We start from the raw sequence: 24,653 nt of genomic DNA, 5'->3' as shown, positions 1-24,653 counted from the left end.
CCATTAAAAAAGCCGGCATTTGCCGGCTTTTTTATCATTCGTCGTGCGTCAGTATCGCCGGGATGGTGTCATCCTTGCGCAACGTCATAATTTCGCAGCCGTTGTCTGTTACCACAATAGTATGCTCGTACTGTGCAGACAAGCTTCTGTCTTTGGTTTTCACCGTCCAGCCGTCTTTCATGGTACGGATGCGGTAGTCACCCGCGTTAACCATCGGCTCAATGGTAAAGGTCATGCCTTTTTGCAGCACCACGCCGCCGTCGTCTGCATCATAGTGCAGAACCTGCGGCTCTTCATGGAAGACGCGACCAATGCCGTGACCGCAGTACTCGCGAACCACGGAGAAACCTTCTGCTTCCACAAACTTCTGGATTGCCGCACCGATGGTACGCAGGCGAATACCCGGTTTAACCATTTTCAGCGCCAGATAGAGGCTCTCTTGCGTCACTTTGCACAGACGCTCGCCAAGAATAGTCGGCTTGCCAACGATGAACATTTTTGAGGTGTCACCGTGGTACTCGTCTTTAATGACGGTCACGTCGATGTTGACAATATCGCCATCTTTCAGCAGTTTTTCATTGTCCGGGATGCCGTGGCATACCACTTCATTAATAGAGATGCAGACGGATTTCGGGAAACCGTGGTAGCCGAGGCAGGCGGAAACCGCGTGCTGCTCGTTCACGATATAGTCGTTACAGATACGGTCCAGTTCACCGGTACTGACGCCCGGCTTCACGAACGGCTCGATCATTTCCAGCACTTCCGCGGCCAGACGACCGGCGACGCGCATCTTTTCAATTTCTTCAGGTGTCTTAATAGAGATAGCCATGTAATCTGTCCATCGGTGTCGATTTTTTCGACAATACTAGTCTAAGTGTCGTCAATGGTATCAGTCAGGCACGCTCCGTGCCAAATTGAGAATCATTAACAGCACACTCCGCCAACAACTGTTGGTTTCTGGTCGTGTTTTGTGGTATAAAGCGCGCCGGACTTCCGATCCATCTCAGATACACAGGCTGGACGGAAGCGACAAATCTCACTTTGTGTAACAACACACACGTATCGGCACATATTCCGGGGTGCCCTTCGGGGTCGGTAATATGGGATACGTGGAGGCATAACCCCAACTTTCAATATAGAGGTTTTAAACATGGCAACTGTTTCCATGCGCGACATGCTCAAGGCTGGTGTTCACTTTGGTCACCAGACCCGTTACTGGAACCCGAAAATGAAGCCTTTCATCTTCGGCGCGCGTAACAAAGTTCACATCATCAACCTTGAGAAAACTGTACCAATGTTCAACGAAGCCCTGGCTGAGCTGAACAAGATCTCTTCCCGTAAAGGTAAGATTCTGTTCGTTGGTACTAAGCGCGCTGCAAGCGAAGCTGTGAAAGATGCTGCTAACAGCTGCGACCAGTTCTTCGTGAACCATCGCTGGTTGGGCGGCATGCTGACCAACTGGAAAACTGTTCGTCAGTCCATCAAGCGCCTGAAAGATCTGGAAACCCAGTCTCAGGACGGTACTTTCGACAAGCTGACTAAGAAAGAAGCGCTGATGCGCACTCGTGAACTGGACAAGCTGGAAAACAGCCTGGGCGGTATCAAAGATATGGGCGGCCTGCCAGACGCGCTGTTCGTAATCGATGCAGACCACGAGCACATCGCTATCAAAGAAGCTAACAACCTGGGTATCCCGGTATTCGCTATCGTTGATACCAACTCCGATCCGGACGGTGTTGACTTCGTTATCCCGGGTAACGACGACGCAATCCGTGCTGTTAGCCTGTACCTGAGCGCTGTAGCTGCTACCGTTCGTGAAGGCCGTTCCCAGGATCTGGCTTCTCAGGCGGAAGAAAGCTTCGTAGAAGCTGAATAATAAGGTTTTACCCCTTATTAGTACCGTGTATGAATAGGGGCCCATTACCGGCCCCTTTTTTCAATTTACACTGTTTGGCCCCCGGCCGGGCAGTTCACATCTCCCGAGGATTTAAGAATGGCTGAAATTACCGCATCCCTGGTAAAAGAGCTGCGCGAGCGTACTGGCGCAGGCATGATGGATTGCAAAAAAGCGCTGACTGAAGCGAACGGCGACATCGAGCTGGCAATCGAAAACATGCGTAAATCCGGTGCGATCAAAGCAGCTAAAAAAGCAGGCAACGTTGCTGCTGACGGCGTGATCATCACTAAGATCGACGGCAACTACGGCATCATTCTGGAAGTTAACTGCCAGACTGACTTCGTTGCTAAAGATGGCGGTTTCCAGGCATTTGCTAACAAAGTTCTGGACGCAGCTGTTGCTGGTAAAATCACTGACGTTGAAGTTCTGAAAGCACAGTTCGAAGAAGAACGTGTTGCGCTGGTTGCTAAAATCGGTGAGAACATCAACATCCGTCGCGTATCTTCTCTGGAAGGTGACGTTCTGGGTTCTTACCAGCACGGTGCACGTATCGGTGTTCTGGTTGCGGCTAAAGGCGCTGACGAAGAGCTGGTTAAACAGCTGGCAATGCACATCGCTGCAAGCAAGCCAGAATTCGTTAAGCCAGAAGACGTGTCTGCTGAAGTGGTAGAGAAAGAGTACCAGGTTCAGCTGGACATCGCGATGCAGTCTGGTAAACCAAAAGAAATCGCAGAGAAAATGGTTGAAGGCCGCATGAAGAAATTCACCGGCGAAGTTTCTCTGACTGGCCAGCCATTCGTAATGGACCCAAGCAAGTCTGTTGCTCAGCTGCTGAAAGAGCACAACGCTGACGTAACTGGCTTCATCCGCTTCGAAGTGGGCGAAGGCATCGAGAAAGTTGAGACTGACTTCGCAGCAGAAGTTGCTGCAATGTCCAAGCAGTCTTAATGATTGAAAAGGAGCCGCCTGAGGGCGGCTTCTTTTTGTCACCCGTCACAGGAAATCAGACAGGCTCCAGTATCGCTGTACTGATTTGCGGCATATCATGTCGCCAGAATTAACCCCCATCTTAATCGTTGACAGTCTCAGGAAAGAAACATGGCTACCAATGCAAAACCCGTGTACAAACGCATTCTGCTTAAGCTGAGTGGCGAAGCGCTGCAGGGATCGGAAGGCTTCGGTATTGACGCAAGCATCCTTGATCGCATGGCACAGGAAATCAAAGAACTGGTCGAACTGGGTATCCAGGTTGGCGTGGTCATTGGCGGTGGCAACCTTTTCCGTGGTGCTGGTCTGGCGAAAGCGGGGATGAACCGCGTTGTGGGCGACCACATGGGTATGCTGGCAACCGTGATGAATGGCCTGGCGATGCGTGATGCGCTCCATCGCGCCTATGTGAACGCCCGCCTGATGTCCGCTATTCCACTGAATGGCGTATGCGATAATTACAGCTGGGCAGAAGCCATCAGCCTGCTGCGCAACAACCGCGTGGTGATCCTCTCCGCCGGTACGGGTAACCCGTTCTTTACGACCGATTCCGCTGCCTGCCTGCGCGGTATCGAGATCGAAGCCGATGTGGTACTGAAAGCGACCAAAGTTGACGGCGTGTTTACTGCCGACCCGGCAAAAGATCCTTCTGCCACCATGTACGATCAGCTGAGTTACAGCGAAGTGCTGGATAAAGAGCTGAAAGTGATGGATCTTGCCGCCTTCACGCTGGCTCGCGACCACAAACTGCCGATCCGTGTCTTCAACATGAACAAACCAGGCGCACTGCGTCGCGTGGTCATGGGCGAAAAAGAAGGCACTTTGATCACGGAATAATTTCCGTTGACGATAAATACAGGTAAGATTCCGCTTTATTTTGTAGTGGTATCTTACCCGGGCGCGCCTTTGGCGTTGTCATGAATTAAACGCGACTATACTTAGCACACCTGTAGCGCTGTGCTGGCGGATAGTCTGCCTGAGACAAGTTTTCAAGGATTCGTAACGTGATTAACGACATCAGAAAAGATGCTGAAGTACGCATGGAAAAATGCGTAGAAGCGTTCAAAACCCAAATCAGCAAAATCCGTACTGGCCGTGCTTCTCCAAGCCTGCTGGATGGCATCATTGTTGAGTACTACGGTACGCCAACTCCTCTGCGTCAGCTGGCGAGCGTAACGGTAGAAGATACCCGTACGCTGAAAATCAACGTGTTCGATCGTTCTATGGGCCCGGCCGTTGAGAAAGCGATTATGGCCTCTGACCTCGGACTGAACCCAAGCTCTGCGGGCGCAGACATCCGTGTTCCACTGCCTCCGCTGACGGAAGAGCGTCGTAAAGATCTGATCAAAGTCGTTCGTGGCGAAGCTGAGCAGGGTCGTGTATCCGTGCGTAACGTCCGTCGCGACGCGAACGATAAAGTAAAAGCGCTGCTGAAAGAAAAAGAGATCAGTGAAGATGACGATCGTCGTTCTCAGGACGACATTCAGAAAATGACCGACGCTGCCATCAAGAAAATTGATGCGGCGCTGGCAGATAAAGAAGCGGAACTGATGCAGTTCTGATTTCTGTCGTACACTGATAAACGCCGTTCAGAGGGACTTCGGGTCTTGCTGGCGGCGTTTTGCTTTTATCTGGTCTAACTTTTTTCGGGCATCCCATGAAGCATTTAACACTCCTCGGCTCAACCGGCTCTATCGGTTGCAGCACTCTCGACGTCGTTCGCCATAATCCTGAACTTTACACCGTGACAGCGCTGGTGGCCGGTAAGAATGTGCAGCGAATGGTCGAACAGTGCCTGGAGTTTGCGCCCCGCTATGCGGTGATGGATGACGAAGAGAGCGCACGTCTGCTGAAAGCACAGCTGCGTGAAAAGGGCTGCCGAACCGAAGTGCTGAGTGGCCAGCAGGCGGCCTGCGAGATGGCGGCGCTGGACGAGGTGGATCAGGTGATGGCGGCCATTGTCGGCGCGGCAGGGCTGCTGCCGACGCTTGCCGCGATTGATGCCGGTAAGGATGTTTTGCTGGCCAATAAAGAGTCGTTGGTCACCTGCGGACGCCTGTTTATGGATGCGGTGAAGCAGCGCGGCGCGCGTCTTCTACCGGTTGACAGCGAGCACAACGCGATTTTTCAGAGTTTACCGCAACCTTTTCAACAGAACCTGGGGTACGCTGACCTGGAGCAGAATGGCGTAGTGTCGATTCTGCTTACCGGGTCTGGTGGCCCGTTCCGTGAAACGCCACTGTCTGAACTGCGCGCCATGACGCCGGATCAGGCGTGCCGTCATCCGAACTGGTCGATGGGGCGTAAAATCTCCGTTGACTCTGCCACCATGATGAACAAAGGTCTGGAATACATTGAAGCGCGCTGGTTGTTTAATGCGTCAGCGAAACAGATGGAAGTACTGATTCACCCGCAATCGGTCATTCATTCGATGGTGCGTTATCAGGATGGCAGCGTGCTGGCGCAGTTGGGCGAGCCGGACATGCGTACGCCGATTGCCCATTCAATGGCGTGGCCAAATCGAGTGAAATCCGGCGTGAAGCCGCTTGATTTCTGCAAGCTAAGTTCCCTGACGTTCAGTGAACCAGATTACGATCGCTATCCTTGTCTGAAGCTTGCGATGACTGCCTTTGACCAAGGGCAGGCGGCGACAACGGCACTGAATGCAGCCAATGAAATTACCGTTGAGGCATTTCTGAATCAGCAAATTCGTTTTACCGATATCGCGTCGTTAAATTTATCGGTACTGGAGATGATGGATTTGCGCGAACCACAAAGCGTGGAAGAGGTGCTGGCGGTGGATGCAGCTGCGCGTAATATTGCGCGCCAACAGGTGACACGTCTCGCAAGCTGGTGATAAAGCAAGCACTAGTCGTCGTGCTATTTGTTAGCGTTGGGCTTCAGTGATATAGTCTGCGCCACCTGATCGCAGGTATTTGACTTAATGTGGTCAGGTGAGCCGTGGTTTGACACGGCTTTTTTATGTATAGGCTTCAGTATTCCTGAGTACCGTTAAATCCTTTTCAGGGACAAAAAACGCGTTATGTTGTCTGCGAATCAACCAATAAGCGAAAATTTGCCAGCTCATGGCTGCCGTCATGTAGCAATCATTATGGATGGCAATGGCCGCTGGGCGAAAAGACAAGGGAAGATACGAGCCTTTGGGCATAAAGCGGGGGCGAAATCCGTTCGCCGCGCCGTTTCTTTTGCCGCCAACAACGGCATTGATGCGTTAACGCTCTATGCTTTTAGCAGTGAAAACTGGAATCGGCCTCTGCAGGAAGTGACTGCGTTGATGGAATTGTTTGTGTGGGCGCTAGACAGCGAAGTAAAAAGCCTGCACCGCCACAACGTCCGCCTGCGTATCATTGGCGATACCAGTCGTTTTAACTCACGTTTGCAGGAACGGATTCGTAAAGCAGAAGCGCTGACGGAAAATAATACCGGTCTTACGCTGAATATTGCGGCGAATTACGGCGGACGCTGGGATATTATCCAGGGCGTTCGGCATCTGGCCGAACAGGTTCAGGAAGGGCTGTTGAGACCCGACCAAATTGATGAAGAGGCGCTGAGCAAGCAAATCTGCATGAATGAACAGGCTCCCGTGGATTTGGTAATTAGGACAGGGGGGGAACATCGCATAAGTAACTTTTTGATATGGCAAATTGCCTATGCCGAACTTTACTTTACGGATGTTCTTTGGCCCGATTTTGATGAACAAGACTTTGAAGGTGCGCTGCATGCCTTTGCCAATCGAGAGCGTCGTTTCGGCGGCACCGAGCCTGGTGGCGACAAAGCCTGATGGGGGTAGCTTTTGCTGAAGTATCGCCTGATTTCCGCTTTTGTATTAATACCCATTGTCATTGCGGCGCTGTTTTTACTGCCCCCGGTGGGATTCGCTATTGTCACGCTGGTGGTGTGTATGCTCGCCGCGTGGGAATGGGGACAGTTTAGCGGCTTTACCTCGCGCACTCAGCGAGTATGGCTTGCGGTACTTTGTGGCTTTATCCTGGCCATAATGCTGTTTACGTTGCCTGAATATCACCATGATATTCATCAGCCACTGGTTGCCGGTTCCTTGTGGATATCGTTGGCCTGGTGGGTTGCCGCGCTGTTGCTGGTTCTTTTTTATCCAGGTTCAGCGGCATTATGGCGTAATTCAAAAGTGCTGCGACTGATTTTTGGTTTGCTCACAATTATTCCTTTTTTCTGGGGTATGGTTGCGCTGCGAGCCTGGCACTACGACGAAAACCACTACAGCGGTGCGATCTGGCTGCTTTATGTAATGATTCTGGTCTGGGGTGCTGACTCCGGGGCCTATATGTTTGGTAAACTGTTTGGCAAACATAAGCTGGCACCGAAGGTTTCTCCGGGCAAAACCTGGCAAGGATTCATCGGCGGCCTGTTTACGGCAGCGATCATCTCCTGGGGCTACGGCGTCTGGGCGAATCTTGAAGTGGCACCGTCAATACTGCTGGTGTGCTCGATTTTTGCTGCGCTTGCCTCCGTGCTCGGTGATTTGACCGAAAGTATGTTTAAGCGCGAAGCAGGGATTAAGGATAGCGGACACCTGATTCCAGGGCATGGCGGTATACTGGATCGCATTGATAGCCTGACAGCGGCTGTTCCAGTGTTTGCGTGTTTGCTTTTACTGGTATTCGGGACGATTTAACGGAAGGTTTTATGCTGAGCATTCTCTGGAATCTGGCGGCGTTCATTGTTGCACTGGGTGTACTGATTACCGTGCATGAATTTGGCCATTTCTGGGTTGCTCGCCGCTGTGGCGTGCGCGTAGAGCGGTTTTCCATCGGTTTTGGTAAATCACTCTGGACGCGCACAGATCGTCATGGCACAGAATTTGTCATCGCCCTTATTCCGCTGGGCGGCTACGTCAAAATGCTCGACGAACGCGTCGAGCCTGTCGCTCCTGAGCTGCGACACAGCGCATTCAACAATAAAACCGTTGGACAACGCGCCGCCATCATTGCTGCCGGACCGGTAGCCAACTTCATCTTTGCGATTTTTGCGTACTGGCTGGTGTTTATCATCGGCGTCCCTGGCGTACGTCCTGTGGTGGGTGAAATTGCCCCCAACTCCATCGCGGCGAGTGCGCAAATTACATCCGGTATGGAACTTAAAGCGATTGATGGCATCGAAACCCCTGATTGGGATGCCGTGCGACTGCAGCTGGTAGCCAAAATTGGCGATCCGCAGACCACCATCAGCGTATCGCCGTTTGGTTCTGATACGCGTCAGGACAAAGTACTTGATTTACGCCACTGGCGTTTCGAGCCAGACAAAGAGGATCCCGTCGCTGCGCTGGGCATTCGTCCGCGCGGTCCGCAGATCGAGCCGGTATTAGCCGAAGTACAGGCAAATTCGGCAGCGAGCAAAGCGGGTTTGCAAGCGGGCGACAGGATCGTTAAAGTCGATGGTCAACCATTAACAGAGTGGATGACCTTTGTTACTCTGGTGCGCGATAATCCGGGAACGTCTCTCGCGCTGGAAGTTGAAAGGCAGGGTAGTCCGCTTTCGCTGACGCTGATTCCGGATACGAAGTCGGTCGGCAAAAAGGCAGAAGGGTTTGCAGGCGTTGTGCCAAAGGTGATCCCGCTGCCAGATGAGTACAAGACAATACGCCAGTATGGGCCGTTCAGCGCCATCCTTGAAGCCACGGATAAAACATGGCAACTGATGAAGCTGACGGTCAACATGTTGGGGAAATTGATAACCGGTGATGTGAAACTGAACAACCTCAGTGGGCCAATTTCGATTGCTCAGGGGGCTGGGATGTCAGCGGAATTCGGGGTGATTTACTATCTCATGTTCCTCGCGCTCATTAGCGTGAACCTTGGGATAATCAACCTGTTCCCGCTTCCCGTTTTAGACGGGGGTCATCTGCTGTTTTTAGCGATTGAAAAGCTAAAAGGCGGACCGGTATCCGAGCGAGTTCAAGACTTTAGTTATCGCATTGGCTCGATTCTGCTGGTGCTGTTAATGGGGCTTGCACTTTTCAATGATTTCTCTCGGTTGTAAGAGAGTGTTAGGAAGAACGCATAATAACGATGGCGATGAAAAAGTTGCTCATAGCGTCGCTGCTGTTTAGCAGCGCCACCGTATACGGTGCTGACGGGTTCGTAGTGAAAGACATTCATTTCGAAGGCCTCCAGCGTGTCGCCGTTGGTGCGGCCCTCCTCAGTATGCCTGTACGCCCCGGCGATACGGTTAATGATGATGATATCAGTAACACCATCCGTGCTCTGTTTGCCACCGGCAACTTTGAGGACGTTCGCGTCCTGCGCGATGGTGATACGCTGCTGGTACAGGTAAAAGAACGTCCAACGATCGCCAGTATCACTTTCTCCGGTAACAAGTCGGTGAAAGATGACATGCTCAAGCAAAACCTTGAAGCATCGGGTGTTCGTGTGGGTGAATCTCTGGACCGCACAACCCTTTCAGACATTGAAAAAGGTCTGGAAGACTTCTACTACAGCGTCGGTAAATACAGTGCCAGCGTGAAAGCGGTTGTCACTCCGCTGCCACGTAACCGTGTTGACCTGAAGCTGGTCTTCCAGGAAGGTGTTTCTGCGAAGATCCAGCAGATCAACATTGTCGGCAACCATGCGTTCAGCACCGACGAACTGATCTCCACCTTCCAGCTGCGCGATGAAGTGCCATGGTGGAACGTGGTAGGCGATCGCAAATATCAGAAACAGAAACTGGCGGGCGACCTTGAAACCCTGCGCAGCTACTATCTCGATCGTGGCTATGCGCGTTTCAACATCGACTCGACTCAGGTCAGTCTGACTCCGGACAAGAAAGGCATCTACATCACGGTTAACATCACCGAAGGCGAGCAGTACAAGCTTTCTGGTGTTGAAGTGAGTGGTAATCTGGCGGGGCATTCTGCTGAAATCGAATCACTGACCAAAATTCAGCCAGGCGACCTGTATAGCGGTTCCAAGGTAACCAAAATGGAAGACAGCATCAAGAAGCTGCTCGGCCGCTATGGTTATGCCTATCCGCGCGTACAGACTCAGCCTGAAATCAATGATGCGGATAAAACCGTTAAGCTGCATGTGAATGTTGATGCGGGCAACCGTTTCTACGTGCGTAAGATCCGCTTCGTCGGTAACGACACCTCCAAAGATTCCGTTCTGCGTCGCGAAATGCGTCAGATGGAAGGCGCATGGTTGGGTAGCGACCTCGTTGATCAGGGTAAAGAGCGTCTGAACCGTCTGGGTTATTTTGAAACGGTGGATACCGATACCCAGCGCGTACCGGGCAGCCCGGATCAGGTTGATGTCGTTTATAAAGTGAAAGAGCGCAACACCGGTAGCTTCAACTTCGGTGTGGGCTACGGTACTGAAAGCGGCGTCAGCTTCCAGGTCGGCGTGCAGCAGGATAACTGGCTGGGTACAGGTTACTCTGTCGGTATTAACGGCACCAAAAACGACTACCAGACCTACTCTGAGTTCTCTGTGACTAACCCATACTTCACCGTAGACGGTGTGAGCCTGGGCGGTCGTATTTTCTATAACGACTTTAAAGCAGACGACGCGGATCTGTCTTCTTACACCAACAAGAGTTACGGTGTAGACGGTACGCTTGGCTTCCCGGTTAACGAATACAACACCCTGCGTGCGGGCTTAGGTTACGTGCATAACGACCTGTCCAACATGCAACCTCAGGTGGCGATGTGGCGTTATCTGGACTCTATCGGCCAGTCAACCAGCAAAACTGGTCATGACAATGGCTTCGCGGCGGATGACTTCACCTTTAACTACGGTTGGACCTATAACCGTCTCGACCGCGGCTACTTCCCAACGGAAGGTTCTCGCGTCAACCTGAACGGTAAAGTTACAGTTCCGGGTTCCGATAACGAGTTCTATAAGGTCACGCTGGATACCGCATCCTACTTCCCGATCGATGACGATCATAAGTGGGTGGTTCTGGGTCGTACCCGTTGGGGCTATGGCGATGGTCTGGGTGGCAAAGAACTGCCGTTCTATGAAAACTTCTATGCGGGTGGCTCCAGCACCGTTCGTGGTTTCCAGTCCAACAACATTGGTCCGAAAGCGGTTTACTACGGCGGGAACGACAAAGATAACTGTAATAAGTCTTCCTCTTCCGAAGTCTGTAGCTCTGATGACGCGGTGGGCGGTAACGCCATGGCCGTTGCCAGCCTGGAGTTCATCACGCCAACGCCGTTTATCAGTGATAAATACGCGAACTCGGTCCGTACGTCCTTCTTCTGGGATGCAGGTACCGTGTGGGATACCAACTGGCAGAATACTGCCCAGATGCGCGCAGAGGGCGTTCCAGACTACAGCGATCCGAGCAATATTCGCATGTCTGCCGGTATCGCATTACAATGGATGTCACCGCTGGGGCCGTTGGTCTTCTCTTACGCCCAGCCGTTTAAGAAATACGATGGAGACAAAGCGGAGCAATTCCAGTTTAACATTGGTAAAACCTGGTAATAATCCGCTGCAAAGGAATGCGTTGGCAGTGTAGCGCTGACAACTGGCGATCGGTAACACGGTCGCCTTGCCACGCAAAGAACGGTACCTTCTGGTGCCAATGGGATGGTAAGGAGTTAATTGTGAAAAAGTGGTTATTAGCTGCAGGTCTCGGTTTAGCGATGGCAACTTCTGCTCAGGCAGCAGACAAAATTGCAATCGTCAACATGGGTAATTTGTTCCAGCAGGTTGCACAGAAAACAGGTGTTTCTGCGACTCTGGAAAACGAATTCAAAGGCCGTGCAAGCGAACTGCAGGGTATGGAAAACGATCTTCAGTCCAAAATGCAGCGTCTGCAGCGTGATGGTTCTACCATGAAAGCAAGCGACCGCAGCAAGCTGGAAAAAGACGTAATGGCTCAGCGCCAGACGTTCTCCCAGAAAGCGCAGGCTTTCGAGCAGGATCGTCAGCGTCGTTCTAACGAAGAACGCGGCAAGCTGGTGACTCGCATTCAGACCGCTGTTAAAGCAGTGGCTGCCGATCAGAGCATCGATCTGGTTGTTGATGCGAACGCCGTTGCTTTCAACAGCAAAGATGTTAAAGACATCACTGCTGATGTTCTGAAACAGGTTAAATAAGTAATGCCTTCAATTCGACTGGCTGATTTAGCTCAGCAGTTGGATGCAGAATTACACGGTGATGGCGATATCGTCATCACCGCTGTTGCGTCCATGCAATCTGCTAAAGCTGGCACGATTACCTTCATGGTAAGCCCTAAGTACCGTGAGCAACTGGCTCAATGCCAGGCGTCAGCTGTTGTACTGACGCAGGACGATCTTCCATTTGCCACTGTAAGCGCGCTGGTAGTGAAAAACCCCTACCTGACGTATGCACGCATGGCTCAAATTCTCGATACCACGCCGCAGCCGGCCCAGAACATTGCTGCCAGTGCAGCGATTGATGCGACGGCCAGGCTGGGTAACAACGTCGCCGTTGGCGCGAATGCGGTTATCGAATCCGGCGTTGTGCTGGGCGATAACGTCGTCATTGGCCCAGGTTGCTTCGTTGGGAAAAATACGAAAATCGGCGCCGGGACCCGTTTATGGGCCAACGTGTCCGTTTATCATGACGTTGAAATTGGCGAAAATTGCCTCGTCCAGTCCAGCACCGTGATTGGTTCCGATGGCTTTGGTTACGCTAACGATCGCGGTAACTGGGTTAAGATCCCGCAGCTTGGTCGCGTTATTATTGGCGATCGCGTAGAGATCGGCGCCTGTACCACCATTGACCGTGGCGCGCTTGACGACACGATCATTGGCAATGGTGTTATCATCGATAACCAGTGCCAGATTGCGCATAACGTTGTGATTGGCGACAATACCGCGGTTGCGGGTGGCGTCATCATGGCAGGCAGCCTGAAAATTGGCCGTTATTGCATGATTGGCGGCGCGAGCGTGATTAATGGCCATATGGAAATATGCGACAAGGTCACCGTGACGGGAATGGGCATGGTAATGCGTCCTATCACTGAACCTGGCGTCTATTCCTCCGGCATTCCGCTTCAGCCCAACAAGGTATGGCGTAAAACAGCAGCTCTGGTGATGAACATTGATGATATGAACAAGCGCCTCAAGTCTCTTGAGCGTAAGATCGATCAACAAGATTAAGCGTCATCCGTTTAACGCTATTTTTCCCGGCCTGTCGGCTTTCTAATAAACCGGCAGGCCGTGTTATTATTGTTATCAGTACATTTTGACAGGAAGAGTATTTTGACTACTGACACTCATACTCTGCATATTGAAGAGATTTTAGAACTTCTGCCGCACCGCTACCCGTTTCTGCTGGTAGACCGTGTGCTGGATTTTGAAGAAGGTCGTTTTCTGCGCGCAGTGAAAAATGTTTCCGTGAACGAGCCGTTCTTCCAGGGGCACTTCCCTGGGAAGCCTATCTTCCCGGGTGTGTTGATTCTGGAAGCGATGGCTCAGGCTACCGGTATCCTGGCGTTTAAAAGCGTCGGTAAACTGGAGCCAGGTGAGCTGTATTACTTCGCGGGTATCGATGAAGCGCGCTTTAAGCGCCCTGTCGTGCCTGGTGATCAGATGATCATGGAAGTCACTTTTGAAAAAACGCGTCGTGGCCTGACTCGCTTCAAAGGCGTAGCGCTGGTTGACGGCAAAGTTGTTTGCGAAGCGACGATGATGTGTGCTCGTAGCCGGGAGTCCTGATACGTGATTGATAAATCCGCCTTTATTCATCCTACCGCGATTGTGGAAACCGGTGCCATCATTGGTGCTAACGTCCACATTGGCCCGTTTTGTATTGTTGGACCCCATGTCGAAATTGGTGAGGGTACAGTACTGAAATCTCACGTTGTCGTGAACGGTCACACGACCATTGGCTGCAATAACGAGATCTATCAGTTCGCTTCCATCGGCGAAGTTAACCAGGATCTAAAATATGCTGGTGAGTCGACCCGTCTGGAAATTGGCGATCGTAACCGTATTCGCGAAAGCGTCACCATTCATCGTGGAACAGTACAGGGTGGTGGGTTGACGAAGGTGGGCAGCGATAACCTGTTTATGGTTAATGCGCATATTGCGCACGACTGTACCGTAGGTGACCGCTGTATTCTTGCCAACAACGCAACGCTGGCAGGACACGTATCGGTTGATGACTTCGCAATTATTGGCGGCATGACCGCAGTCCATCAGTTCTGCATCATTGGTGCGCACGTGATGGTTGGCGGATGCTCCGGTGTGGCGCAGGACGTCCCACCGTATGTGATTGCGCAGGGCAACCATGCCACGCCGTTTGGCGTGAACATCGAAGGCCTCAAGCGTCGTGGTTTTAGTCGCGAAGCGATTACTGCCATCCGCAACGCGTACAAACTGCTGTACCGTAGCGGTAAAACGCTGGAAGAGGCGAAGCCGGAAATTGCCGAGCTGGCGAATAAGCACCCGGAAGTGAACGCGTTCATGGAATTCTTTGACCGTTCCACAAGGGGTCTGATTCGTTAATGGTCGACGGTCGTCCGCTTACGATAGCCCTGGTCGCCGGAGAAACCTCCGGCGATATTCTTGGTGCCGGTCTCATCCGCGCGCTTAAGGCGCGTGTACCCAATGCTCGTTTTGTCGGCGTTGCTGGCCCGCTAATGCAGGCCGAAGGCTGTGAAGCCTGGTATGAAATGGAGGAGCTCGCCGTGATGGGCATCGTTGAGGTGCTGGGGCGGCTACGCCGTTTGCTGCACATCCGCGCCGATCTCACCCGTCGTTTTACCGAACTCAAACCCGATGTGTTTGTCGGTATCGATGCACCTGATTTCAACATTACCCTCGAAGGGAATCTGAAAAAGCAGGGTATCAAAACGATTCACTACGTCAGTCCGTCCGTCTGGGCGTGGCGACAGAAACGCGTTTTCAAAATCGGACGGTCCACCAACCTGGTGCTGGCTTTTCTGCCTTTCGAAAAAGCGTTTTACGACAGATTTAATGTTCCGTGCCGTTTTATCGGCCATACCATGGCTGATGCGATGCCCTTGGATCCGGATAAAAACGCGGCGCGCGACGTGCTGGGCATTCCCCATGATGTGCACTGTCTGGCCTTGCTGCCGGGCAGCCGTGGCGCAGAGGTTGAGATGCTGAGCGCCGATTTCCTCAAGACAGCGCAAATTCTTCGCCAGACGTACCCCGATCTCGAAGTGGTCGTGCCGCTGGCGAATGCCAAACGCCGCGAGCAGTTTGAGCGCATCAAAGCGGAAGTCGCCCCGGATCTCCACGTCCGTCTTCTGGACGGCAAAGGGCGGGAAGCGATGTATGCGAGCGATGCCGCACTGCTAGCCTCCGGCACGGCGGCGCTGGAATGCATGCTGGCGAAATGTCCGATGGTGGTCGGTTATCGCATGAAGCCGTTCACTTTCTGGCTGGCAAAACGTCTGGTGAAAACGGATTATGTCTCCCTGCCGAACCTGCTTGCCGGGCGCGAGCTGGTGAAAGAACTGCTGCAGGATGAGTGCCAGCCGCAGGCGCTTGCCGATGCGCTGCTGCCGCTGCTCGCCAACGGCAAGACCAGCCACCAGATGCACGATACCTTCCGCGAACTGCATCAACTGATCCGCTGTAATGCTGATGAGCAAGCGGCCGATGCGGTGCTGGAGCTAGCGAAATGATGGAATTTGTTTATCCTCACACCCATCTTGTGGCGGGCGTGGACGAAGTGGGTCGTGGTCCGTTAGTCGGGGCAGTGGTGACCGCTGCGGTGATCCTCGATCCGGCTCGGCCGATCGTCGGGCTGAACGACTCTAAAAAATTGTCTGAAAAGCGCCGGCTGGCGCTGTTTAGTGAGATTCAGGAGAAGGCGCTGGCCTGGAGCCTGGGGCGCGCTGAACCGCATGAAATAGATGAACTGAATATTTTGCACGCCACGATGCTGGCGATGCAGCGTGCGGTAGCGGGCCTGAAAATTTCCCCGGAATATGTCCTGATTGACGGCAACCGCTGTCCGGCATTGCCCATGCCTTCAATGGCGGTCGTCAAAGGCGATAGCCGGGTCGCAGAAATTAGCGCAGCTTCTATTATTGCCAAAGTGACGCGCGACGCCGAAATGGCCGCGCTGGACCTCACTTACCCTCAGTACGGTTTCGCCCAGCACAAGGGGTATCCCACACCTTTCCACCTGGAGAGGCTGGCTGAACATGGCGCAACCGAACACCACCGGCGCAGTTTCGGCCCGGTGAAACGCGCGCTGGGACGGGTGTCCTGAATCAATACGCAAGCAATTAAGTAACGCGGAATCTGAAGATGGCTGAACCACGTTTCGTACACCTGCGGGTGCATAGCGACTACTCCATGATCGATGGGCTGGCGAAGACCGGGCCGCTGGTAAAAAAGGCGGCCTCCCTTGGCATGCCTGCGCTGGCGATCACCGATTTTACCAACCTGTGTGGCCTGGTGAAGTTCTACGGAACAGCGCACGGCGCGGGGATAAAGCCCATCGTCGGCGCGGATTTCCACGTGCAGAGCGACCTAATCGGGGATGAACTGACGCAAATCTCCGTGCTGGCGATGAACAACACGGGTTACCAAAACCTCACGCTGCTTATCTCAAAAGCCTATCAGCGCGGATATGGTGCGCTGGGCCCGTGGATCGACCGCGACTGGCTGGCCGAGCTCAACGAAGGGCTGCTGCTGATCTCCGGTGGCCGTATGGGTGACGTCGGCAAATCACTGCTGCGCGGTAACAGCGCGCTGGTGGATCAATGCGTCTCGTTCTACGAAGAGTATTTTCCGGATCGTTATTATCTGGAGTTGATCCGCACCGGTCGCCAGGACGAAGAGAGCTATCTTCATGCGGCGGTCGCACTTGCGGAAGAACGCGGTCTGCCCGTCGTCGCGACAAACGATGTACGCTTTCTCGAACCGGGAGATTTTGACGCGCACGAAATCCGCGTGGCGATCCACGATGGCTTTACGCTCGACGATCCGAAGCGGCCGCGTAATTACTCCGCTCAACAGTACATGCGCAGCGAGGAGGAGATGTGTGAACTCTTCTCCGATATTCCCGAAGCGCTGGAAAACAGCGTAGAGATCGCCAAGCGCTGCAACGTTACCGTCCGCCTCGGCGAATACTTCCTGCCGCAGTTCCCGACGGGTGACATGACCACGGAAGATTTCCTGGTCGCGAAATCAAAAGAAGGTCTGGAAGAGCGTCTGGAATTCCTGTTCCCGGATGAAGAAGAGCGTAAAAAGCGTCGTCCTGAGTATGACGAACGCCTGGACATTGAACTCCAGGTGATCAACCAGATGGGCTTCCCGGGCTACTTCCTGATCGTTATGGAGTTTATCCAGTGGTCGAAAGATAACGGCGTGCCGGTCGGGCCAGGGCGTGGCTCCGGTGCAGGTTCGCTGGTGGCGTATGCGCTGAAAATTACCGACCTCGATCCGCTGGAGTTCGACCTGCTGTTCGAACGTTTCCTTAATCCGGAACGTGTCTCGATGCCCGACTTCGACGTCGACTTCTGCATGGAGAAACGCGACCAGGTGATCGAGCACGTGGCCGATATGTACGGCCGTGATGCGGTATCGCAGATTATTACGTTTGGTACGATGGCGGCGAAAGCGGTTATCCGTGACGTGGGCCGCGTGCTGGGCCATCCTTACGGGTTTGTCGATCGCATTTCTAAGCTGGTGCCGCCCGATCCGGGCATGACGCTGGCGAAAGCCTTTGAGGCTGAACCACAGCTGCCGGAAATCTACGAAGCGGACGAAGAAGTCAAAGCGCTGATCGACATGGCGCGCAAGCTGGAAGGCGTCACGCGTAACGCCGGTAAGCATGCGGGGGGCGTGGTTATCGCCCCGACTAAAATTACGGATTTTGCACCGCTTTACTGCGATGAAGCGGGCCAACACCCGGTTACCCAGTTTGACAAGAACGACGTAGAATACGCCGGGCTGGTGAAGTTCGACTTCCTTGGCCTGCGCACGTTGACCATCATTAACTGGGCGCTGGAGATGATCAACGCCCGCCGCGAGAAGAACGGCGAGCCGCCGCTGGATATCGCCGCCATCCCGCTGGATGACAAGAAAAGTTTCGACATGCTGCAGCGCTCGGAGACGACAGCCGTCTTCCAGCTTGAATCCCGCGGCATGAAAGATCTGATTAAACGTCTGCAGCCTGACTGCTTCGAAGATATGATCGCATTGGTCGCCCTGTTCCGTCCGGGCCCACTGCAATCAGGGATGGTAGATAACTTTATCGACCGTAAGCACGGTCGCGAAGAGATTTCTTACCCGGACGTTCAGTGGCAGCACGAAAGCCTGAAGCCGGTACTGGAACCAACATACGGCATCATCCTGTATCAGGAACAGGTCATGCAGATTGCCCAGGTGCTTTCCGGCTATACGCTCGGCGGCGCGGACATGCTGCGTCGTGCGATGGGTAAGAAAAAGCCGGAAGAGATGGCCAAGCAGCGCTCCATTTTTGAAGACGGGGCGAAGAAAAACGGCGTTGACGGCGAGCTGGCGATGAAAATCTTCGACCTGGTGGAGAAATTCGCCGGGTACGGATTTAACAAATCTCACTCCGCCGCCTATGCTTTGGTGTCGTATCAAACGCTGTGGCTGAAGGCGCACTATCCTGCTGAATTTATGGCGGCGGTAATGACGGCCGATATGGATAACACCGAGAAGGTGGTTGGCCTGGTGGACGAGTGCTGGCGCATGGGACTTAAGATCCTGCCGCCGGATATTAACTCAGGGCTCTACCACTTCCACGTCAACGATGACGGAGAGATCGTTTACGGGATCGGCGCGATCAAAGGCGTAGGTGAAGGTCCGATCGAGGCGATCATCGAAGCGCGTAACAACGGCGGGTATTTCCGCGAGCTGTTCGATCTTTGCGCCCGTACCGATACCAAAAAACTGAACCGTCGCGTGCTGGAAAAACTGATCATGTCCGGCGCGTTTGACAGGCTGGGGCCGCACCGCGCCGCGCTGATGAATTCCCTCGGCGACGCCCTGAAAGCGGCGGATCAGCACGCAAAAGCGGAAGCCATTGGTCAGGCGGATATGTTCGGTGTGCTGGCGGAAGAGCCAGAGCAGATCGAGCAATCTTATTCCAACTGCCAGCCGTGGCCAGAACAGGTGGTACTGGATGGGGAGCGTGAAACGTTAGGCTTGTACCTGACGGGGCACCCGATCAACCAGTACATTAAAGAAATTGAGCGCTATGTCGGCGGCCACAGGCTTAAAGACATGCATCCGACAGAACGTGGTAAAATCACCACGGCTGCGGGGCTCGTGATTGCTGCAAGGGTTATGGTCACCAAGCGCGGCAATCGTATCGGCATCTGTACGTTGGATGACCGTTCCGGGCGTCTGGAGGTGATGCTGTTCACCGACGCGTTGGATAAATACCAGCAATTGCTGGAAAAAGACCGCATACTTATCGTCAGCGGACAGGTCAGCTTTGATGACTTCAGTGGGGGGCTTAAAATGACCGCCCGCGAAGTGATGGACATTGACGAAGCCCGGGAAAAATATGCTCGCGGGCTTGCTATCTCGCTGACGGACAGGCAAATTGATGACCAGCTTTTAAACCGACTCCGTCAGTCTCTGGAACCCCACCGCTCGGGGACAATTCCAGTACATCTCTACTATCAGAGGGCGGATGCACGTGCGCGGTTGCGCTTTGGTGCAACGTGGCGTGTCTCTCCGAGCGATCGTTTACTGAACGATCTCCGTGGCCTCATTGGTTCGGAGCAGGTGGAACTGGAGTTTGACTAATACAGGAATACTATGAGTCTGAATTTCCTTGATTTCGAACAGCCGATTGCTGAGCTGGAAGCGAAAATCGATTCTCTGACAGCGGTAAGCCGTCAGGATGAAAAACTGGATATTAACATCGACGAAGAAGTGCATCGTCTGCGCGAGAAAAGCGTAGAGCTGACGCGCAAAATCTTTGCCGATCTCGGCGCATGGCAGGTGGCCCAGCTGGCTCGCCATCCACAGCGTCCGTACACCCTGGATTATGTCCGCCTGGCGTTTGACGAATTTGACGAACTGGCAGGCGATCGCGCATACGCTGACGATAAAGCTATCGTTGGCGGTATCGCGCGTCTGGACGGACGCCCGGTGATGATCATTGGTCATCAGAAAGGTCGTGAAACCAAAGAGAAAATCCGTCGTAACTTCGGTATGCCAGCACCAGAAGGCTACCGTAAAGCCCTGCGTCTGATGGAGATGGCTGAGCGTTTCAACATGCCAATCATCACCTTCATCGACACCCCGGGGGCTTACCCTGGCGTGGGCGCGGAAGAGCGCGGTCAGTCTGAAGCCATCGCGCGCAACCTGCGCGAGATGTCTCGTCTGAAGGTGCCGGTCATCTGTACCGTTATCGGTGAAGGTGGCTCCGGCGGTGCGCTGGCAATTGGCGTGGGCGATAAAGTGAATATGCTGCAGTACAGTACCTATTCCGTTATCTCCCCGGAAGGCTGTGCGTCCATTCTGTGGAAAAGCGCCGACAAAGCGCCGCTGGCTGCAGAAGCAATGGGCATCATTGCGCCACGCCTGAAAGAGCTGAAGCTGATCGATTCCATCATCCCGGAACCGCTGGGTGGTGCACATCGTAAGCCGGAAGTGATGGCAGCGTCTCTGAAAGCGCAGCTGCTGGCAGACCTGGCGGACCTGGACGTGCTGAGCACAGAAGATCTGCTCAACCGCCGTTACCAGCGCCTGATGACCTACGGTTACGCGTAAGCTTCACAATTATCTGAAAAGCCGCACACTGTTGCGGCTTTTTTTATACCTGCGGTTTAGCCGGGCTATGCTTAGCTAATGTTTTTAAAGGAGGAAGCCCATGAATATCATTGCCATTATGGGGCCACACGGCGTCTTTTATAAAGATGAGCCGATTAAGGAGCTGGAGCAAGCCCTGCAGTCGCGTGGGTATCAGCTAATCTGGCCGCACAACAGCGCCGACCTGCTGAAGTTCATCGAGCACAACCCGCGTATCTGCGGCGTGATCTTCGACTGGGACGAATATGATCTCGAACTGTGCAGCGACATCAACAAGCTGAACGAATACCTCCCGCTGTACGCATTTATTAATACTCACTCAACCATGGACGTCAGCGCCAATGATATGCGTATGGCGCTGTGGTTTTTTGAATATTCCCTCGGCGTGGCGGACGATATTGCGACCCGAATTCAGCAATACACGAATGAATATCTCGATAACATCACTCCGCCGTTTACCCGCGCGCTCTTCACCTACGTGAAGGAGGGGAAATATACCTTCTGTACGCCAGGCCATATGGCGGGGACGGCCTACCAAAAAAGCCCGGTGGGCTGCCTGTTCTATGATTTCTTTGGTGGCAACACGCTGAAAGCGGACGTGTCAATTTCGGTCACCGAATTAGGCTCTCTGCTGGATCACACCGGCCCTCATCTGGAAGCCGAAGAGTATATCGCCCGCACCTTTGGCGCCGAGCAGAGCTATATGGTGACCAACGGCACCTCGACCTCGAACAAAATCGTCGGGATGTACGCCGCGCCTGCCGGCAGCACCCTGCTGATTGACCGTAACTGCCATAAATCGCTGGCGCACCTGCTGATGATGAGCGACGTCGTACCGCTCTGGCTGTCGCCCACGCGTAACGCGCTCGGTATTCTTGGCGGTATTCCGCGCCGGGAGTTTACCCATGAAGCCATTGAAAGTAAGGTCGCGGCAATTCCTGGCGCAAGCTGGCCTGTTCATGCGGTCATCACCAACTCGACCTATGACGGTCTGCTGTACAACACGAACTGGATCAAAAAGACTTTGGACGTGCCGTCGATCCACTTCGATTCCGCATGGGTACCGTACACTAATTTCCACCCGATTTACGCGGGTAAAAGCGGCATGAGCGGCGAGCGCGTGCCGGGTAAAGTATTCTTCGAAACGCAGTCGACGCACAAAATGCTGGCCGCGTTTTCCCAGGCTTCGCTTATTCACATTAAAGGCGAGTACGACGAGGAGACCTTTAACGAAGCCTTTATGATGCATACCACCACCTCGCCGAGCTATCCGCTGGTGGCGTCTATCGAAACGGCCGCGGCGATGCTGCGCGGCAACCCGGGTAAACGTCTCATCAACCGTTCGGTGGACCGCGCGCTGCATTTCCGTAAAGAGGTGCAGCGGCTGAAAGATGAAGCCGACGGCTGGTTCTTTGATATCTGGCAGCCGGAAGAGATTGATGAGGCAGAATGCTGGCCCGTCTCGCCCGGCGAAGACTGGCATGGTTTCCGGGATGCCGATAGCGACCATATGTTCCTCGACCCGGTAAAAGTGACGATCCTGACGCCGGGCATGGACGAGCAGGGCAGGATGAGCGATGAAGGTATTCCGGCCGCGCTGGTCGCGAAATTCCTTGATGAACGTGGCGTGGTGGTGGAGAAAACCGGTCCCTATAACCTGCTGTTCCTGTTCAGCATTGGGATCGACAAAACCCGGGCGATGGGATTGCTGCGCGGGCTGATGGAGTTTAAGCGAGCCTACGATCTCAACCTGCGGGTAAAGAACATGCTGCCGGATCTCTACGCGGAGGATCCTGACTTCTACCGTAATATGCGCATTCAGGATCTGGCCCAGGGGATCCACAGGCTGATCCGTCAGCACGATCTGCCGCGTCTGATGCTTCAGGCGTTCGATGTCTTACCGGAGATGAAGTTTACCCCGCACAAGGCATGGCAGCGCCAGGTGAAAGGGGAGGTCGAAACCGTTGAGCTGGAAAACCTGGTCGGGCGCGTATCAGCGAACATGATCCTGCCCTACCCGCCGGGCGTACCGCTCCTGATGCCGGGAGAGATGATTACCGAAGAGAGTCGGGCCGTGCTCGATTTCCTGCTGATGCTTTGTTCGGTAGGGCGTCACTATCCCGGTTTTGAGACGGATATCCACGGTGTGAAGCGCGACGAAAACGGCGTTTACTGGGTGCGAGTCCTAAAATAAGGGTGACCGCTTGCATGGTGCGGGTTTTCGGTTGTAACGTTCAGGGATCATAAAAAGGAGAAGCTATGCTGGGTTTAAAAGCTGTTCATCATATTGCGATCATTGCGACCGATTACGCGAAAAGTAAGGCCTTCTACTGCGACATCCTTGGCTTCACGCTTATGAGTGAGGCCTACCGCGAGGAGCGCGACTCCTGGAAGGGGGACCTGGCGTTAAACGGGCAGTATGTGATTGAACTGTTCTCTTTTCCTTTTCCTCCTGCTCGTCCGTCCCGCCCGGAAGCCTGCGGCCTGCGCCATCTCGCCTTCAGCGTCGATGACCTGGATAGCGCAGTTAAGCATCTGGAAGCACACGGCGTGCCGTGCGAAGCGATTCGCGTCGATCCGTTCACCGACAAGCGCTTTACCTTTTTCAACGACCCGGACGGCCTGCCGCTGGAGCTTTATCAGCAGTAATGTTCGTCCTGTGTGATAATGCCCGCTCAGCTCGGGCATTTTTTATGTGTAATTCCCTATGACCTTACCCGCTATCGCACAAGCCGTTTCACCGTACCGCCAGCTGCTGGTGGGGTTTAGCGGTGGCCTGGATTCCACCGTTCTGCTCCATCGCCTTAAGCGCTGGCGCGATCGGGAACCTGACGTCCAGCTCCGGGCGATGCATATTCATCACGGATTAAGTCCTCACGCAGAGGAGTGGGTGGCGCACTGCGAAGCCTTGTGTGCGGCCTGGGCGATCCCGCTCATCGTTGAACGCGTCATGCTTGCGGAGGAAGGGCTGGGCATCGAGGCGCAGGCACGTAAAGCCCGCTATGCCGCGTTTGCCGGGGCATTACGTACCGGAGAAGCGCTGGTCACTGCCCAGCACCTGGACGATCAGTGTGAAACCTTTCTGCTGGCGCTTAAGCGGGGCAGCGGGCCGGCGGGGCTTTCTGCCATGCCGACGCGTTCTGAATTTGCCGGCACAACGTTACTGCGTCCGCTGCTTGGCGAGACGCGCGCCTCGCTTGAAGCCTGGGCGCGAGAACATCAGCTGAGCTGGATCGAAGATGAGAGCAACCAGGATGACGGCTATGACCGTAACTTCCTTCGTCTGCGCGTCCTTCCGCTTTTAAGCGAGCGCTGGCCGCATTTCGCCGACGCGACGGCAAGAAGCGCCATGCTGTGCGCCGAACAGGAGTCGTTGCTGGACGAGCTGTTGAGCGGCGAGCTGGCTGGGCTGATTTCTGCCGACGGAGGGCTGGCGATCGCCCCGATGCAAGCGATGAGCCCGGTACGTCGCGCCGCGCTGTTACGCCGCTGGCTTGCCTCTCATCACGCTGCGATGCCGTCGCGGGCGATGCTGAGCCGTATCTGGGACGAAGTTGCCATGGCGCGGGATGATGCTTCCCCGTGCGTCCACCTGAATGGTTTTGACGTTAGACGCTATAAAGGGGAACTCTGGTGGATAAAGTCCATGCCCTCGCTGACTGATGTAGTGCTCGACTGGCTTTCTCCTGACGCACCGCTGGTATTGCCCGGTGAGGCAGGACGCGTTTCTCTCCTGTCGTCTGGTCATGTGCGGCTGCCGAAGCCCGGTGAACCGGTCACCGTGCGCTTTAAGGCTGGCGGCATGCTGCATATCGTTGGGCGCAACGGGGGACGCAAGCTGAAGAAAATCTGGCAGGAGTGCAACGTGCCGCCGTGGCAGCGCGACACCACGCCGCTGCTGTTCTATGGTGAAACGCTGATTGCTGCGGCAGGGGTTTTCATTACGGAAGAGGGTTGGACAGAAGAGGGTGTCCGTTTTGAGTGGCAGAAAGCGTAACGGGCAGCCAGGCTGCCCGT

The 24,653-nt window shown here is 54.1% G+C and carries 21 protein-coding genes; 20 read left to right on the top strand and 1 reads right to left on the bottom strand.

The genetic code is table 11. The features are described from left to right. Nucleotides 1-34: 34 nt before the first annotated feature. Nucleotides 35-829, bottom strand: coding sequence for a type I methionyl aminopeptidase (map, locus tag AC4IBF_RS17630; RefSeq protein ID WP_047346408.1), 795 nt, complete (start codon nucleotides 827-829; stop codon nucleotides 35-37). A 321-nt stretch (nucleotides 830-1,150) separates the two neighbouring features. Between map and rpsB the strand changes: the two genes are divergently transcribed. The 20 genes from rpsB (at nucleotide 1,151) to tilS (ending at nucleotide 24,633) form a co-directional block, all read left to right on the top strand. Further along, entirely contained in the window at nucleotides 1,151-1,876 is a 726-nt protein-coding gene (rpsB, locus tag AC4IBF_RS17625; protein WP_003856207.1) for a 30S ribosomal protein S2, read from the top strand. Nucleotides 1,877-1,993: 117 nt separating this feature from the next. Next, complete coding sequence (gene tsf, locus AC4IBF_RS17620; RefSeq protein ID WP_014882627.1) at nucleotides 1,994-2,845, top strand: translation elongation factor Ts; 852 nt, start codon at nucleotides 1,994-1,996, stop codon at nucleotides 2,843-2,845. A 150-nt stretch (nucleotides 2,846-2,995) separates the two neighbouring features. Continuing rightward, on the top strand, nucleotides 2,996-3,721 hold the full coding sequence (pyrH, locus tag AC4IBF_RS17615) for a UMP kinase (RefSeq protein WP_008501910.1): 726 nt from the start codon (nucleotides 2,996-2,998) through the stop codon (nucleotides 3,719-3,721). 167 nt (nucleotides 3,722-3,888) lie between these two features. After that, nucleotides 3,889-4,446: a ribosome recycling factor gene (gene frr / locus AC4IBF_RS17610; RefSeq protein ID WP_008501909.1), complete on the top strand. Its 558-nt coding sequence runs from the start codon at nucleotides 3,889-3,891 to the stop codon at nucleotides 4,444-4,446. Between the two features lie 95 nt (nucleotides 4,447-4,541). After that, nucleotides 4,542-5,741, top strand: coding sequence for a 1-deoxy-D-xylulose-5-phosphate reductoisomerase (gene ispC / locus AC4IBF_RS17605; RefSeq protein WP_133293814.1), 1,200 nt, complete (start codon nucleotides 4,542-4,544; stop codon nucleotides 5,739-5,741). A gap of 186 nt (nucleotides 5,742-5,927) precedes the next feature. Beyond that, nucleotides 5,928-6,686, top strand: coding sequence for a (2E,6E)-farnesyl-diphosphate-specific ditrans,polycis-undecaprenyl-diphosphate synthase (gene ispU, locus AC4IBF_RS17600; RefSeq protein WP_024907522.1), 759 nt, complete (start codon nucleotides 5,928-5,930; stop codon nucleotides 6,684-6,686). Between the two features lie 12 nt (nucleotides 6,687-6,698). Then, nucleotides 6,699-7,556 carry a phosphatidate cytidylyltransferase gene (cdsA, locus tag AC4IBF_RS17595; RefSeq protein WP_023310457.1) on the top strand — a complete coding sequence of 286 codons (858 nt, stop codon included), beginning with the start codon at nucleotides 6,699-6,701 and terminating at the stop codon, nucleotides 7,554-7,556. An 11-nt stretch (nucleotides 7,557-7,567) separates the two neighbouring features. Further along, nucleotides 7,568-8,920: a sigma E protease regulator RseP gene (rseP, locus tag AC4IBF_RS17590; RefSeq protein ID WP_111963994.1), complete on the top strand. Its 1,353-nt coding sequence runs from the start codon at nucleotides 7,568-7,570 to the stop codon at nucleotides 8,918-8,920. 29 nt (nucleotides 8,921-8,949) lie between these two features. Next, nucleotides 8,950-11,367: an outer membrane protein assembly factor BamA gene (gene bamA, locus AC4IBF_RS17585; protein WP_111963993.1), complete on the top strand. Its 2,418-nt coding sequence runs from the start codon at nucleotides 8,950-8,952 to the stop codon at nucleotides 11,365-11,367. 122 nt (nucleotides 11,368-11,489) lie between these two features. Then, nucleotides 11,490-11,984 (top strand): molecular chaperone Skp, encoded by a 495-nt coding sequence (gene skp, locus AC4IBF_RS17580; protein WP_045907838.1) that lies wholly within the window; start codon nucleotides 11,490-11,492, stop codon nucleotides 11,982-11,984. Nucleotides 11,985-11,987: 3 nt separating this feature from the next. Beyond that, nucleotides 11,988-13,013, top strand: coding sequence for a UDP-3-O-(3-hydroxymyristoyl)glucosamine N-acyltransferase (gene lpxD, locus AC4IBF_RS17575; RefSeq protein ID WP_111963991.1), 1,026 nt, complete (start codon nucleotides 11,988-11,990; stop codon nucleotides 13,011-13,013). Nucleotides 13,014-13,115: 102 nt separating this feature from the next. Further along, on the top strand, nucleotides 13,116-13,571 hold the full coding sequence (fabZ, locus tag AC4IBF_RS17570) for a 3-hydroxyacyl-ACP dehydratase FabZ (protein ID WP_010426706.1): 456 nt from the start codon (nucleotides 13,116-13,118) through the stop codon (nucleotides 13,569-13,571). Nucleotides 13,572-13,574: 3 nt separating this feature from the next. Then, complete coding sequence (lpxA, locus tag AC4IBF_RS17565) at nucleotides 13,575-14,363, top strand: acyl-ACP--UDP-N-acetylglucosamine O-acyltransferase (protein ID WP_023310462.1); 789 nt, start codon at nucleotides 13,575-13,577, stop codon at nucleotides 14,361-14,363. Continuing rightward, entirely contained in the window at nucleotides 14,363-15,511 is a 1,149-nt protein-coding gene (lpxB, locus tag AC4IBF_RS17560) for a lipid-A-disaccharide synthase (protein WP_491462989.1), read from the top strand. Before lpxA ends, lpxB begins: the two co-directional genes overlap by 1 nt. After that, complete coding sequence (rnhB, locus tag AC4IBF_RS17555) at nucleotides 15,508-16,104, top strand: ribonuclease HII (RefSeq protein ID WP_008501897.1); 597 nt, start codon at nucleotides 15,508-15,510, stop codon at nucleotides 16,102-16,104. Before lpxB ends, rnhB begins: the two co-directional genes overlap by 4 nt. Before the next feature lie 38 nt (nucleotides 16,105-16,142). After that, nucleotides 16,143-19,625 carry a DNA polymerase III subunit alpha gene (gene dnaE / locus AC4IBF_RS17550; RefSeq protein WP_133293817.1) on the top strand — a complete coding sequence of 1,161 codons (3,483 nt, stop codon included), beginning with the start codon at nucleotides 16,143-16,145 and terminating at the stop codon, nucleotides 19,623-19,625. A 12-nt stretch (nucleotides 19,626-19,637) separates the two neighbouring features. After that, nucleotides 19,638-20,597 (top strand): acetyl-CoA carboxylase carboxyl transferase subunit alpha, encoded by a 960-nt coding sequence (gene accA / locus AC4IBF_RS17545; RefSeq protein ID WP_111963988.1) that lies wholly within the window; start codon nucleotides 19,638-19,640, stop codon nucleotides 20,595-20,597. A 100-nt stretch (nucleotides 20,598-20,697) separates the two neighbouring features. After that, on the top strand, nucleotides 20,698-22,830 hold the full coding sequence (locus AC4IBF_RS17540) for a lysine decarboxylase LdcC (RefSeq protein WP_491462988.1): 2,133 nt from the start codon (nucleotides 20,698-20,700) through the stop codon (nucleotides 22,828-22,830). A gap of 65 nt (nucleotides 22,831-22,895) precedes the next feature. Beyond that, the gene (locus AC4IBF_RS17535) at nucleotides 22,896-23,285 is read left to right on the top strand and encodes a VOC family protein (RefSeq protein WP_133293819.1); all 390 of its coding nucleotides are present in this window, start codon (nucleotides 22,896-22,898) and stop codon (nucleotides 23,283-23,285) included. Between the two features lie 58 nt (nucleotides 23,286-23,343). Further along, the gene (gene tilS, locus AC4IBF_RS17530) at nucleotides 23,344-24,633 is read left to right on the top strand and encodes a tRNA lysidine(34) synthetase TilS (protein ID WP_136195593.1); all 1,290 of its coding nucleotides are present in this window, start codon (nucleotides 23,344-23,346) and stop codon (nucleotides 24,631-24,633) included. Nucleotides 24,634-24,653: the final 20 nt, after the last annotated feature.

The sequence above is a fragment of the Enterobacter sp. Taxon_8 genome (assembly GCF_058354585.1).
Note: the sequence above shows the minus strand (reverse complement) of the source record. Positions and strands in the feature narration are given on the sequence as shown.

What these genes read in the sequence shown, in the direction of transcription:
- map (WP_047346408.1), bottom strand. Translation starts at nt 829, where the DNA reads ATGGCTATCTCTATTAAGACACCTGAAGAAATTGAAAAGATGCGCGTC.
- rpsB (WP_003856207.1), top strand. Translation starts at nt 1,151, where the DNA reads ATGGCAACTGTTTCCATGCGCGACATGCTCAAGGCTGGTGTTCACTTT.
- tsf (WP_014882627.1), top strand. Translation starts at nt 1,994, where the DNA reads ATGGCTGAAATTACCGCATCCCTGGTAAAAGAGCTGCGCGAGCGTACT.
- pyrH (WP_008501910.1), top strand. Translation starts at nt 2,996, where the DNA reads ATGGCTACCAATGCAAAACCCGTGTACAAACGCATTCTGCTTAAGCTG.
- ispC (WP_133293814.1), top strand. Translation starts at nt 4,542, where the DNA reads ATGAAGCATTTAACACTCCTCGGCTCAACCGGCTCTATCGGTTGCAGC.
- ispU (WP_024907522.1), top strand. Translation starts at nt 5,928, where the DNA reads ATGTTGTCTGCGAATCAACCAATAAGCGAAAATTTGCCAGCTCATGGC.
- rseP (WP_111963994.1), top strand. Translation starts at nt 7,568, where the DNA reads ATGCTGAGCATTCTCTGGAATCTGGCGGCGTTCATTGTTGCACTGGGT.
- bamA (WP_111963993.1), top strand. Translation starts at nt 8,950, where the DNA reads ATGGCGATGAAAAAGTTGCTCATAGCGTCGCTGCTGTTTAGCAGCGCC.
- lpxD (WP_111963991.1), top strand. Translation starts at nt 11,988, where the DNA reads ATGCCTTCAATTCGACTGGCTGATTTAGCTCAGCAGTTGGATGCAGAA.
- lpxB (WP_491462989.1), top strand. Translation starts at nt 14,363, where the DNA reads ATGGTCGACGGTCGTCCGCTTACGATAGCCCTGGTCGCCGGAGAAACC.
- rnhB (WP_008501897.1), top strand. Translation starts at nt 15,508, where the DNA reads ATGATGGAATTTGTTTATCCTCACACCCATCTTGTGGCGGGCGTGGAC.
- dnaE (WP_133293817.1), top strand. Translation starts at nt 16,143, where the DNA reads ATGGCTGAACCACGTTTCGTACACCTGCGGGTGCATAGCGACTACTCC.
- accA (WP_111963988.1), top strand. Translation starts at nt 19,638, where the DNA reads ATGAGTCTGAATTTCCTTGATTTCGAACAGCCGATTGCTGAGCTGGAA.
- AC4IBF_RS17540 (WP_491462988.1), top strand. Translation starts at nt 20,698, where the DNA reads ATGAATATCATTGCCATTATGGGGCCACACGGCGTCTTTTATAAAGAT.
- AC4IBF_RS17535 (WP_133293819.1), top strand. Translation starts at nt 22,896, where the DNA reads ATGCTGGGTTTAAAAGCTGTTCATCATATTGCGATCATTGCGACCGAT.
- tilS (WP_136195593.1), top strand. Translation starts at nt 23,344, where the DNA reads ATGACCTTACCCGCTATCGCACAAGCCGTTTCACCGTACCGCCAGCTG.